General features: G+C 71.1%; 10 protein-coding genes. 6 read left to right on the forward strand and 4 right to left on the reverse strand.

Features of this window, described 5'->3' with window-relative positions; translation table 11 throughout:
* The first annotated feature begins 19 nt into the window (after positions 1-19).
* The 3 genes from AB0B45_RS23885 (at position 20) to AB0B45_RS23895 (ending at position 5191) form a co-directional block, all read left to right on the forward strand.
* The gene (locus AB0B45_RS23885; RefSeq protein ID WP_358134128.1) at positions 20-1312 is read left to right on the forward strand and encodes an MFS transporter; all 1293 of its coding nucleotides are present in this window, start codon (positions 20-22) and stop codon (positions 1310-1312) included.
* 308 nt (positions 1313-1620) lie between these two features.
* Positions 1621-2880, forward strand: coding sequence for a glycosyltransferase (locus AB0B45_RS23890; protein WP_358134130.1), 1260 nt, complete (start codon positions 1621-1623; stop codon positions 2878-2880).
* Between the two features lie 34 nt (positions 2881-2914).
* Positions 2915-5191: a hypothetical protein gene (locus AB0B45_RS23895; protein ID WP_358134131.1), complete on the forward strand. Its 2277-nt coding sequence runs from the start codon at positions 2915-2917 to the stop codon at positions 5189-5191.
* Here AB0B45_RS23895 and AB0B45_RS23900 read toward each other — a convergent pair.
* Positions 5181-5327 (reverse strand): ferredoxin, encoded by a 147-nt coding sequence (locus tag AB0B45_RS23900; RefSeq protein WP_358134528.1) that lies wholly within the window; start codon positions 5325-5327, stop codon positions 5181-5183. The two genes, AB0B45_RS23895 and AB0B45_RS23900, sit on opposite strands and share 11 nt — an antisense overlap.
* 204 nt (positions 5328-5531) lie before the next feature.
* Positions 5532-6566, reverse strand: coding sequence for a saccharopine dehydrogenase NADP-binding domain-containing protein (locus tag AB0B45_RS23905; RefSeq protein WP_358134133.1), 1035 nt, complete (start codon positions 6564-6566; stop codon positions 5532-5534).
* Positions 6567-6659: 93 nt separating this feature from the next.
* On the opposite strand from AB0B45_RS23905, the gene AB0B45_RS23910 reads away from it, so the two are divergent.
* A complete protein-coding gene (locus AB0B45_RS23910) occupies positions 6660-7607 on the forward strand; it encodes a helix-turn-helix domain-containing protein (RefSeq protein ID WP_358134134.1) in 948 nt (315 codons plus the stop codon).
* 380 nt (positions 7608-7987) lie between these two features.
* Here the strand turns inward: AB0B45_RS23910 and AB0B45_RS23915 are convergent, their stop codons facing one another.
* The gene (locus AB0B45_RS23915; RefSeq protein WP_358134135.1) at positions 7988-10123 is read right to left on the reverse strand and encodes a LuxR C-terminal-related transcriptional regulator; all 2136 of its coding nucleotides are present in this window, start codon (positions 10121-10123) and stop codon (positions 7988-7990) included.
* Positions 10124-10189: 66 nt separating this feature from the next.
* Between AB0B45_RS23915 and AB0B45_RS23920 the strand changes: the two genes are divergently transcribed.
* Both AB0B45_RS23920 and AB0B45_RS23925 read left to right on the forward strand, forming a co-directional pair.
* Entirely contained in the window at positions 10190-11257 is a 1068-nt protein-coding gene (locus AB0B45_RS23920; RefSeq protein WP_358134136.1) for an alkene reductase, read from the forward strand.
* Position 11258: 1 nt separating this feature from the next.
* Entirely contained in the window at positions 11259-11696 is a 438-nt protein-coding gene (locus AB0B45_RS23925) for a hemerythrin domain-containing protein (RefSeq protein WP_358134138.1), read from the forward strand.
* Between the two features lie 43 nt (positions 11697-11739).
* On the opposite strand, the gene AB0B45_RS23930 is transcribed toward AB0B45_RS23925, so the two are convergent.
* Positions 11740-12408 (reverse strand): hypothetical protein, encoded by a 669-nt coding sequence (locus tag AB0B45_RS23930; RefSeq protein ID WP_358134139.1) that lies wholly within the window; start codon positions 12406-12408, stop codon positions 11740-11742.
* Between the last annotated feature and the right edge of the window lie 2 nt (positions 12409-12410).

Genomic DNA, 12410 nt, shown 5'->3' on the forward strand with positions numbered 1-12410 from the left:
AGGTTGCGATGATCGCTCCATGTTAGGTCTCGACGCGGCGCCCGGCATCAGCAAGACCAACCTGTGGGCCTGTATGGGGCTCGGATTCGTGGGCACCGCGGTCATCACCTTCTTGCCGGCCGGCCAGCCGTACATCCTCAGCGAGGTCCTCGGGCTGTCCTCCGACGACCTCGGCAGGACCACCGGCTACCTGCAGATCGCCGCGGAGGTCGCGCTGATCCTCAGCCTGACCTGGTATGGCGCGCTGGCCGACCGGGTCGGCAGGCGGCCCATCGCGGTCGCGGGCCTTCTCCTGTGCGCGGTGGGGGCGGCGCTCTACCCGTTCGCGGGCAACGCGGGCGTTCTCATCGCGTTGCGGATCGTCTTCGCTCTCGGCATCGCCGCTCTGCACGTCACCATGTCCGCGATCACCGCCGACTACGTACGCGACCCGGCGCGTGGCAAGGCCTACGGCTGGCTCGGGCTCTTCAGCGGCGTCGGAGCGGTGCTCGCCGTACTGGTGCTGGTCAGACTGCCCAGCATGCTGGAGAAGGGCGGGATGGCGCCCACCGCGGCCGCCAGGATCGGCTTCCTGATCGTCGCCGCGCTCGTGCTGCTCGGCGCGCTGGCGCTGCGCCACACGCTCTCACCGAGCCGGGGCGTGGCCGAGACGCCGCGTGTGCCGCTGCCGCAGCTGATCGGTGAGGGAGTCAGACTGGCCCGCGACCCGGGGGTGGCGCTGTCCTACGCCGCCTCCTTCGTGGCAAGGGCCGACCTGGCCCTGGTGGCCGGCTTCCTGTCGCTGTGGATCGTCGATCACGCCAGGGCCGTGCGCGGCATGTCCGCCACCGAGGCCCTGGCCAAGAGCGGCGCCATCGTGGGCATCGCCTACACGGTGATCGTGGTGGGCGCGCCGCTGTTCGGCTGGCTCGGCGACCGGATGAAGCGCCAGAACGTCGTCATCCTCGCCCAGGCCGTCGCCGCCGCCGCCTACCTGTCGACCCTGCTGGTCAGCGACCCGCTCGGGCCCGGCATGATGCTGGTGGCCGCCTTCATCGGCCTCGGCGAGATCGGCGTCATCACGACGGCGGGGCCGCTGCTGGCCCAGCAGGTCCCTGCCCGCTACCGCGGCTCCTCGTTCGGCGTGCAGCTCCTGTGCGGCGCGATCGGCATCTTCGTCATCTCCGGGGTCGGCGGCTGGCTCTACGACCTGTGGCGGCCCGCCGCCCCCTTCGCCCTGTCCGGCGCGTGCGGACTGCTGGTGGTGCTCTTCGGGCTCACGGTACGGCGGCGCGTCGCCCCCCATCCCGAAGCGGTGCCGGCCGCCAAGTAACGCTCGCACGGTTCAGGGCTCGCCGAATCGGATCGCCTGGGCACCGCGGGGAGCGGCCAGGCGTCACCGAAGGCGGGCAGGCCCGCAGGCGGCGTCCTTGGTCAGCGCTTCGCAAAGGCTCGGCAAGGGCACGGTCCTCGGACCATGAATCGCACCGATTCGCAATCGCCCTGGCAAGACGATCGTGCTTGGGCTGCGGGACTACCCGGGCCGGTGGTCATGCGCGGTGAACGGGCTGGTGAATTCATGCGTGTTGGGGAGATCGGGCGGCCGGTGGGGGACGTCGGAGCGGACCGGAGGGAGCCGCTATGACCTCCGCCACCACCGCCCGAACGACGACGCTCGTCCGGCCGGACCTCGCGCCGGACGGCACGCGGCAGCCCGTCGTCGACATCGTCATCCCGGTGCTGAACGAGGAGCTGGCACTCCCCGGCTGCATCAAGACACTCCACGCGTTCCTGTCGGCGTCGTTCCCCCTCCCCTGGCGGATCACCATCGCCGACAACGGCAGCACCGACCGGACCTGGTCCATCGCGCAGGAGCACAGCGAGACCTACGAGCACGTCTTCGCGCGCAGCCTGGACATCCGGGGCCGCGGGGCGGCGTTGAAGCAGGCCTGGCGCGAGAGCCCGGCCGCCATCGTCGCCTACATGGACGTGGACCTCTCCACCGACCTGGACGCGTTCCTGCCGATGGTGGCCCCGCTGATCAGCGGCCACTCCGAGGTCGCCATCGGGACACGGCTCGCGCGGTCGGCGCGGGTGCACCGCAGCGCCAAGCGAGAGATCGTCTCGCGGGCCTACAACCTGATCATCCGGATCGGGTTCGGGGCCGGGTTCAGCGACGCTCAGTGCGGCTTCAAGGCCGTCCGCGCCGACCTGGTCAGGCCGATCCTGGACACGATCGTCGACGACAAGTGGTTCTTCGACACGGAGCTGCTGCTGCTCGCCGAGTACAACGGGCTGCGCATCCACGAGACCCCCGTCGACTGGTACGAGGACGTGGACACCCGGGTCAAGGTCTGCCGTACCGCCTGGGACGACATCCGCGGCCTGTGGCGCATGGCCTGGGCGATGTCCACGGGAGCGGCGCGGGTGCCCGTGCCCAGACGATCCGAGCTCGCCCCGCTCCATCCGCAGGCCACGATCGCCGAGCCGCGCAATCCGCTGCTGGCCAAGCTCCTGTCGTTCGCGATGGTCGGCGTGGCCAGCACGGTGCTGCACACGCTGCTCTACCTGGTACTGCGTACCGCCTGGTCGCCGGCCGTCGCCAACCTGGCCGCCCTCTGCGTGGCCACGCTGTTCAACACCGAGGCCAACCGGCGCTGGACGTTCCGCCGCCACGGCGGTCCCCCCTTGCGGGCCCACTTCAGGGCTGGCCTGCTGTTCGCCCTGAACTACCTGGTGACCACGGTAGCCGTGACGGCGGCCGTCGCGGCTCTGCCGGAACACGGACGGGGCCTGGAGGTCGTCACCCTGCTCGTCGCCTACCTGGCGGTCACGGTGTTCCGCTTCGTCGCCCTCGACCGCTGGGTGTTCCGGTCCGCGGGGCCGACGTTCACGCCGTAGGGCCGCGCGGTTCGCGGCTTGAGGGGATGACCCGATGACGACTGCCATCACCCAGAACGCCGGGATCGTGCGGAGCCGGCCATCGCGGCCTCGGCCCGGACCTCGGTGGCTCGGCGCGCTCCCCGGCGTGCTCGCCCTGGTGGTGGCCGTGGGAACGCTGCTGGCCCACGACACCCCGCCGAGGGACGTCGCCCTCTTCGCGGCCTACGTCGCGCTCGGTGTCACCGTCCCCGGCACCCTGCTCTGGCGCGCGCTGACCCGGCTGTCGCTGCCCACGGCCGTCGACCTGGCCGCCGGGACCGCGCTGGGGTACGTGCTCGAGATCTTCACCTACATGGCGGCCAGGGCCGCGGGTCAGCCGCGGCTGGCCGTCCTCGGCCCCGCGCTGGTCATCCTGACCTTCCTCGCGGTCCCCAGGCTGCGGCGGCACTGGCGCTCCGCCGAGGGCCCCCGCATCCCGTTCCGGTACGGCTGCGCGATGAGCGCAGTGTTCTGCTACCTGGTCGTCTCCAGCGGACTCACCTTCTTCCGTGGCCACGGACTGAGCTGGCCGGGGAACGCGGCGCCCTATATGGACATGCCGTTCCACATCTCGCTGGTCGGCGAGCTGAGACACCACATGCCGCCGACGGTGCCGCAGGTCCTGGGCGAGCCGCTGTCCTACCACTGGTTCGTCTACGCGGACATGGCCGCCACGAGCTGGGCGACCGGCATCGAGGCCCAGACGCTCCTGTTCCGGCTGACGACGCTGCCGATGTGGGCCGTCTTCGTCGTGCTCGTCCCCGCCGCCGCGTTCATGATCACCCGCTCGTGGCTGCCGGGGGTGCTCGCGCTCGCCGCGGCCTACCTGCTCGCGCCGCCGAACCCGTACGCGTGGCTGGGTGGCGTCTTCGATGTCGGCACGCTGAACGCGTGGGCGTGGCTGAGCCCCACGCAGACCTTCGGCGCCGCCCTCTTCGGGGCCCTGGTCCTGCTGGTGATCGGCCTGCTGCGCGAGGGAGGCCAGACCAAGACGATCTTCGTTCCGGTGACCGTGCTGCTCGTCGCTCTGTCCGGGGCGAAGGCGACCTACCTGCCGCTGCTGCTCGCGGGCGTCTGCCTGCTCGTCGCGGTGGACTGGATACGCTCGCGGAGGGTGGACAGGAACCTCCTGCTCCTCGCCGCCGTCACTCTGGCGACGCTCGCGTTCGCCCAGTTCGTCCTCTTCGGCGGGGCATCGCAGGGAATGCGGCCGTGGCCGTTCTCCACGGTCGTCAGGCAGGTGGGCGCCTGGCCGACGAAGTCCCTCATCGACGAGGTCTCCCTCGCTCCGATCGTCGTGTCGGCGACCTTCCTGCTGGCCTGGGCCGCCCTCTGGGCGGGAGTGTTCGGCCCCAGGCGCGATCCGGGATCCGGCTCCGACCGTACGCTGACGCTGTTCCTCGGGATCGGTCTCGGCGCTCTCGGCGCGGTGCTGCTCCTGGGGCATCCCGGGATGAGCCAGCTCTACTTCCTCGCGGCGGCCCGGCCGTACCTGTGGATCGTCGCCGCCGTCGGCGTGCTGGCCGCGCTCGACCCGGTTCCCCGGCGGCTGCGCCCCCTGCTGGTCGTCGCCGCCATCGCGGCGGGCACGGCCGTCCTGCTCCTGTCCAGAGCGGCCGGGGACCCGTCCCCGCCAGAACTCGCCGAACTCGGCGACGCGGGACTCAGCGAGGCCTTCATCCTCCCCTTCGGCGTCCTGGCCCTGATCGTGATCGTCGTGGCCGTGTCGCTCCGGCGCGTCCCGTGGCGGCGAGCGGCGGTGCTGTTGCTGGTCACAGGGCTCTCGGCACCTTCGGCTGTCTTGTCGGTGACCAGCGAGCTGACGCCGACGAGCGTCCCCACGGTACGGGAGATCCCCGAGGGAGGCATCGAAGCCGCGCGATGGCTGCGCGACCACTCCGACCCCGGCGACGTCGTGGCGACCAACGCGCACTGCCGTCTCCCCACCGGGAGGTGCGACAGCAGGCACTTCTGGATGTCGGCCTACGCCGAGCGGCGCGTGCTGGTCGAAGGCTGGTGCTACACCGCGAAGAACCTGGCCTCGCTGGAGGACGTCAACCGTCAGTCCATGGCCGCGCGCCCGTTCTGGGACGGCGCGCTGCTGGCGGCCAACGACGCCGCCTTCTCCGCTCCGACCGCGCAGGCGGTCCGCTCACTCAGGGAGCGGTACGGCGTGCGCTGGCTGGTGGCCGACCGCGGGCGGAAGATCCAGGTCGCGCCCGACCTCGACGCCTACGCCACGCTCCGCTTCTCGAAGGGCCAGATCGCCGTCTACGAGATCACCGGCTGAGCCGCTGACGACGTACCTTCCCGTTCGTCACGTGGGTGGCGGGCCCGTCGACACGGATGGCCTGGACGGGGCAGGCCGCCACCGCCCGCAGCACCCGGTCACGCTCGGCCTCGTCCGGGTTCGGGTCGTAGGCCAGGGCATGCCGATCCTCTCCGAAGTCCCACCGTCCTTACCCACTGGACAGGTCCGTCGAAGCTGACGGCCCAGCCGCCACCTGCTCGGTGCGTCATGGAGTGCGCCTGCCCGCGACTCCGGCTACATCGTCGTAGCGGGCAGCTTCAACGGCGGGGTGTACCCGGAGACTCCGGTGCTGAGGGCAGCCGCACAAGCGCGTGGCCGGTCAATGCGGAAGCTCGACCGACAGGTGCGGGGTCAGCGCCCGGAGGAAGTCCGCTGCGTCGAACATCGCGCCGGCCGAGGCCACACCCGTCGTCCGCGTGTGCCCGGCGAGGATTCGCTCGACGGCCTCCACCGCCAGTGGTGCGGTGACCGCGTAGATGTCCTGGCCACGGGCCGTGGCTCGTCGCTCGACGCCACCTGCGCGGACCAGGACGTCGACGACGAACGTCTGGTTCGACCGCCCCAGAGCGTCGACCGGCTCCGGGGCCGGCGTGTCCTCCTTGGCCAAGTCTCTCGCGGCTTCGACGGTCATGTAGGTGCGGACTTCAGGCACGGACAGGTGGCTGGGAACGGTGACGACGTCGGCCATGGTGAACTCCGCGATCACCGCTCGCCGGCCCAGTGGCTCCGGAAAGAGCCAGTTCTGCTCTGATGCCTTGTCGTCGTGGTACTGCAGCGCGCCGTCCGCGAACCGCACCCGACGGCCCGCGCGACGCTGATGGGACACCTGACCGGCCGCCCGGGTGCCCGCCGTGGGATGCCAGTTGCTCAAGCCGTACGCGACGTGCGCCACGTCCGCGGCAGTCCACTCTCCCATCGCCGCGGTCACCAACAGGTCGCCCAGTCCACCGTAGAAAGCCATCGCCGGCACCACGGGGGTGTCGGTCTTTCGGGCTGCCTCCGCATGGTCGGCGAACATCGCAGCATTCGCCTCGATCTCCGCCGCCACGTCGACGTACGGGATCCCCGCGCGCAAGGCTGCCTCGACGACCGGGCCTCCCGTCACCGCGAACGGTCCGGCGCAGTTGATGACAGCCGCTGCGCCGGCGAGAGCCCGGTCCAGTGAGCTCGCGTCATCCACGGTGGCCGGCCGCACGACCACATCTGCCCGCTCGGCCGCCAGTGCCTCCAGCCGAGCCGCGTCACGGCCGGAGAGGACAGTGGCGAAGCCACGCCTTCGTAGTTCGGCCACGATGAAGCGACCGGTGTGCCCTGTCGCGCCGTATACCACCACTGCAGTCGCCGTGCTCATCATTCCCCGATCTCGATGTTCTGATGAGCCCAGTCTCGCCGCCGGCGGGACCCGACTGTGATGGTCCGGAACGACATCATCCGTACACTTTCGGACATGCCCACTGTCGCGCTGCTAGCCGCCGGTCACCTGCTGCACTTCGAACTGGCCGTGGCCTACGAGATCTTCGGCAATCCCCCGCAAGAAGCCACGGAGGGCTGGTACGACGTACTGCTCTGCGGGCCCGGGCCGGTGCAGGTCGGCCCGTTCATGGTCGAGCCCGACCACGGGCTGGAGCGCTTGGTCGGCGCCGACACCGTGATCGTGCCCGCATGCGCCGACATCGACGATCCGCCGCCGGCGGAGCTGATCGAAGCCGTGCGCGCGGCCCACGAGGCGGGTGCCCGGGTCGCCTCCCTCTGCACCGGAGCGTTCGTGCTCGGCGCCGCAGGCCTGCTGGACGGTCGGCGGGCCACCACCCACTGGGCTCATGCCGCGGAGTTGAGCGCACGCCATCCGCGGGCCGTGGTCGACCCGGACGTGCTGTACACGGACAACGGCAGCGTGCTCACGGCCGCGGGCAAGGCCGCCGCCGTGGATCTCTGCCTGCACCTGATCCACCTCGACCACGGTGCCACCATCGCCAACTCCGTCGCCCGTCGCCTCGTCATGCCGCCACATCGGCCCGGCGGTCAGGCCCAGTTCGTGGCTACGCCCATGCAGGTCACGGGCGACCACATGCTCGCCCACCTGCTCGCCTGGGTCCAGCAACGGCTGGACCAGCCGCTGACGGTGACCGACATGGCACGGAAGGCGAACACGAGCCCGCGCAATCTCGGACGGCAGTTCCGGTCAGTCATCGGGCAGACGCCGATTCAGTGGCTCCTGACCCAGCGCGTACGTCGCGCCCAGGAGCTGCTGGAGACCACCGACGAGAGCATCGAGGCGGTCGCCCTCGCTACCGGCATGGGTACCGCCACGACACTTCGGCGCCAGTTCAAACGGATCGTCGGGGTCCCACCTGACACCTACCGGCGCTCGTTTCGCAGCGCGAAGCCTGCCTGACATCGCCACCAGCCCTGGACCTGGCCGTGATGACCATCCGGTCATCACTCGCGAGCGTTGAAGGCGTCCTCGTAACCACCCCGGCCGGCAGAGATCGTGGCACCTGACCGAGACCGTCTTCGGCGAGCTTGAAGCGGATTGCCTGCCCACGGGGCCTCACAACCTCGTGCCCCAGCATGAGGATCTCGGCCACGGACACCACGGCTCGATGAGCCCTGGTGTTCAGCAACCGACGATCTGGCAGAGACCGAACGGCACAAGCTCGCGAGTAGGCCTGTCCGATCGCCGGCCTGACCACGATGGCGAGATCGGGCGACCCGAGCCGGGACCGCACGAGCGGTACCCTCGTCGGACGGCACGCAAGCTGCACTTCTTCCTGTTCAAGAAGTTCGCCCGGAAATCTTTCTGCGAAGATCTTGGCGCGAGCTGACGCCGAGCTTGGGGTAGGCGCGGTAGAGGTGGTACTCGACCGTGCGAGGGCTGAGGAAGAGCTGCGCGGCGATCTCGCGGTTGCTGACGCCTGCCGCGGCCAGCCGGATGATCCGGCGTTCCTGCGGGGTCAGCCCGCCAAGCGGATCCTCTGGCCCGGCGGCGGTCACGGCCGGCGCACCTGCCGCGCGCAGCTCGCCGTGAGCGCGTTCGGCCCATGGCGTGGCGCCGAGGCGGTCGAACTGCTCCGCGGCCAGCTGCAGCGGGCGCCTCGACTCGGCCTTGCGCCCCGCTCGGCGCAACCATTGGCCGAACAGCAGCGCCGTACGCGCCTGCTCGAAGGGGCGGCCCGCGCCTTCATGCAGGTGGACGGCTCTCGCCAGGAGTTCCCCCGCCTCCTCCGTGGGCGCGAGGAAGGCTCGGGCGCGAAGCGAGACCGCCTGGCCCCAGGGGCGGCCCGCGGCCTGAGCCCAGGCGGTGAGCCGGTCCAGCGGTTCGGCGGCGAGATCGGGCCTGCCCGCCCGGGCCGTGGCCTCCACCAGGTCGGCGGCGACGGTCATGGCCTCCGGCCGCGCCCGCCAGTCCGCCTGCAGGTGCGGGATCGCCTCTTCGTAGCGGCCCTGCCCGAGTGCCAGGAGTCCAGGCAAGCCCGAGGCTTCTCCCTGGATGGCGGCGATCTCCGCCAGCAGTTCGGCAGGCGGCTCGATGCCGGTGATCCCGGCCGCCTCGTCGAGGGCTGCCCGGGCCTCGCCGTACCGGCCGGCCGCGATCTGGGCCTCCGCGTACAAGCCCAGGAGGGCCGGCAGCTCGCCCGGTGTGCCGCGTTCGCGTAGCTCGGCGATCTGCTTGGTCACCAGGGCCAGGGCGGCCTGATCGTCTCCGGCGAGGAGGGTGTCGCGGACGCCGGCGTGCCCGGCCAGGCGCGGCAACGCGCGCTCGTAGTCGTCGGTGCGCAGCAGGTTGCGCGCCGCCTCGCTGCTGCGCCGGGCCCGTTCCGCCGGGACCGGGCTGATCTGCGCGGCGTGGTCGAGCATGCAGGCCGCGAGTGCCGGATCGGCCCGCCGGGCGAGATCTTCCAGCTTGGCCGCGACGCGCTCGTCGGGAGTGAGCGTGGCCGCGGCGAGGTGTCCGAGGCGGCGGATCGGATCCGCGCTCGCCTCTGCCAGAATGCGATGGACCCGCAGCCGGTCGGTCAGCGGGACCAGGTAGTAGGCCGCGCTGCGCTCCAGGGGATGGCGGAAGGCGAGCCGTATCCCGCTCACCCGCAGCACCCCTTCGGCCCCGGCCAGGTCGCCTTCGGACAGGCCGAGCGCCGCCGCGGCGGACATGACGGTCGCCAGGTCGCCGTCCCGCTCGGCGGCGGCCAGGGTCAGCAGCAGCCGGCTCCCGTACGGCACGGCCATGGCGAGCCGGTGCCCGAACCTGGCCAGGACGGCGTTGCCCGCAGGCAGCACGGACACGGGCAGGACCTGGCCGAGCCGCTGCTCGGGGGTGAGCGCGCGGGCGAACTCCAGCAGCGCCAGCGGATTGCCCTCCGCCTCCCGCATGATCCTCTCCCGGACCTGCGGGTTCAGCTCGATGCCGTCCAGCAGGCCCGCCGCGTCCGCCGAGCGGTTCAGGGTGAGCGCGCGCAGGCCGGGCGCGTCGAAACCGGGTTCAGCGGCGAAGATCATGGCGATGCCGTCGGCGTCCAGCCGTCTCGCGGTGAACAGCAGCGCCTCGGCCGACTGCCGGTCCAGCCAGTGCGCGTCGTCGATCACGACCGTCACGGGGGCCAGGTCCGACAACAGGGTGAGGACCGCGAGGCCGACCAGGTACGGATCCTCCTGCGGCCGGGTCACCAGATCACGCAGGGCGGGCGGCAGGTCGTCGATCAACGCGGCCGCGGGGCGCAGCAACCGGTCCACGGCCGCGTACGGCAGGGCCGCCTCGGCCTCGATCCCGCTGATCCGGATCGTCGCCCGCACACCGTCCAGCAGCGTGGTCTTGCCGATGCCCGGCTCGCCGTACAGGACCACGGCGGTGCTGATACCGCCTGCCGTACGCTCGACGGCGGCCAGGAGATCCGCCCTTTCCCCCTCATACATACCGGTAACGCTATCCAGTGGCGCTACGGAATCGGCCCCAGTGGTCCCGTCCGTAGCGTCTGCGACATGACGAAGAGCCTTTTCGACAGCGTCACCGTGGGCAAGCTGGACCTGCCCAACCGCCTGGCCATGTCGCCCATGACCCGCAGCCGCGCCTACGACGGCCTGGCCTCCGACCTGATGGTGGAGTACTACGCCCAGCGCGCGACCGCCGGATTGATCATCACCGAGGGCATCCAGCCGTCGGTCATCGGCCAGGGCTCCATCAACACGCCCGGCCTGTACACCGACGAGCAGGTCGCGTCGTGGCAGCGAGCGACCGACGCCGTGCACGAGCGCGGCGGGCACATCGTCGCGCAGCTCTGGCACAGCGGCCGGGTCGCCCATTCCAGCCTCTACCCCGATGGGCGGCTGCCCGTGGCCCCGTCCGCCGTGCCGTCCGGCGGCCACATGATCAGCCACACCGGGGAGAAGCTCGACCACCCCGTCCCACAGGCACTGACGCTGGAGGGGATCGCCGAGACGATCGCCGACTTCGTCGCCGCCGCGCGCAACGCGATCGCCGCCGGGTTCGACGGGGTCGAACTGCACGCCGCCAACGGCTACCTGATCCACCAGTTCCTGTCCGACAACGTCAACCTGCGTGACGACGAGTACGGCGAGCCGACCCGCTTCGCCCTCGACGTCACCCACGCGGTGGCCGAGGCCATCGGCCCCGAGCGGACCGGCATCCACCTGTCTCCCGGCAACCCCTACAACGGCATCGAGGAGAGCGACCCATCCGCGCTGTACGCCTCGCTGCTCGGCGCCTTGCGGCCCGACCTGGCCTATGTCCACCTGCTGGAGATCGGCAACCGGCCGGTGACCGAGCACCTGCGGTCGGTGTGGCCCGGCACGCTCGTGCTCAATCCGCACACCGGGATCAACCCCGTGGCGGGCATGTTCGCCTCCGCCGAGGAGGCCGAGGCGGCGCTGCCGGTCGCTGACGTCGTCGCCCTCGGCGGGCTGTGGCTCGCCAATCCCGACCTGCCCGCCCGCATCCGGAACGGCGGGCCGTACAACGAACCGGACCACGAGACGTTCTACGGCGGCGACCACCGCGGCTACACCGACTACCCGCCCCTGGCAGGCTAGCGTGGCCGACGACCTCCAGCGGGCCGTCGCCGTGGGCAACGAGCTGATCGCCATCCACGCCCGCTTCCGCGACCAGCTCACCGCCTTGCGCACCCAGGCCGCCGCCCACCCGCCGCGGCTGGACCTGGACCTCAGAACCCACTGCCTGACCTTCTGCGAAGCCCTCCATGAGCACCACCAGGGCGAGGACCACATCGGCTTTCCCCTGCTCGAACAGCACTTCCCCGCGCTGCGACCCGTTTTGGAGAAGCTGAGACAGGAGCACGTCGTGGTGGCACGTATCCACCGCGACCTGAACGACGCCCTCAGGCAGGACGATCTCCGCCAGCTCCGGGCCGATCTCGACCGTCTGGCCGCTGAGTTGGAAAGCCACTTCGACTATGAGGAGGAGCAGCTCGTGGCTGCGCTCAACCAACTGCCCGGCCCCGCGGTGACGTGACGTGGGAACCCTGAGAACACGAGATCCCGTCTGATCGCGATGATCAGACGGATCTCGTCAACCTCAGCCGGACCGTTTCAAGAGCGGCCCGGCTGGGCGTCCGTGAAAGTCTTGTGGACGACGCAGATGGAGACTTTGACTCCGGCGGCGATGGCGCGGATGGATTCGCCGCGCTGGCGGCGGGCGAGGATGGCGGCACGTTTGTCGCCGTCGACGACTGGTCGGCGGCCGCCAACCCTGCCACGTTTCCGGGCGCCTCCAGGCCCGCGGGCGGCAGCCGCAGCGTGGCGAAGACGGCGGCGGAGGCCAGGAAGGTGACGCCGTCCCAGAGCGCGGGCACCAGGTCCTCGGGGTCGACCAGTTGGGGGACGATGCCTTTGACCGCGGGTTGGAAGCAGGCGCTCACGGCTCCGGTGGCGGCGGCCAGGACGGCCGGCGACCAGGTGTGCGCCATCCCCGTCATGACCACGCTGGCGGCGATCAGCTGGGTCAGGGCGCAGGTGAGCTGGCAGGTGCTGATGATCGTCATGCGCGGGACGCGGTCGGCCAGGACCCCGGCGACCGGGATGACCACGATGAAGGTCAGTATGCTGGCGGTGAGGACGAGGCCGAGCGCGGCTGCTCCTCCCCCTGCCTGGAGTACGGCGAACAGCGACGTCGGCGCGCACAGACCGGCGCCCGGACGCCCGGTGGAGATCGTCATCTTCGACACGC

It is taken from the genome of Nonomuraea sp. NPDC049152 (genome assembly GCF_040648355.1).
GTDB lineage: Bacteria > Actinomycetota > Actinomycetes > Streptosporangiales > Streptosporangiaceae > Nonomuraea.

Coding starts and splice junctions, on each gene's coding strand:
- AB0B45_RS23910 (WP_358134134.1), top strand. CDS start 6,660: ATGCCCACTGTCGCGCTGCTAGCCGCCGGTCACCTGCTGCACTTCGAA.
- AB0B45_RS23915 (WP_358134135.1), bottom strand. CDS start 10,123: ATGTATGAGGGGGAAAGGGCGGATCTCCTGGCCGCCGTCGAGCGTACG.
- AB0B45_RS23885 (WP_358134128.1), top strand. CDS start 20: ATGTTAGGTCTCGACGCGGCGCCCGGCATCAGCAAGACCAACCTGTGG.
- AB0B45_RS23895 (WP_358134131.1), top strand. CDS start 2,915: ATGACGACTGCCATCACCCAGAACGCCGGGATCGTGCGGAGCCGGCCA.
- AB0B45_RS23905 (WP_358134133.1), bottom strand. CDS start 6,566: ATGATGAGCACGGCGACTGCAGTGGTGGTATACGGCGCGACAGGGCAC.
- AB0B45_RS23890 (WP_358134130.1), top strand. CDS start 1,621: ATGACCTCCGCCACCACCGCCCGAACGACGACGCTCGTCCGGCCGGAC.
- AB0B45_RS23920 (WP_358134136.1), top strand. CDS start 10,190: ATGACGAAGAGCCTTTTCGACAGCGTCACCGTGGGCAAGCTGGACCTG.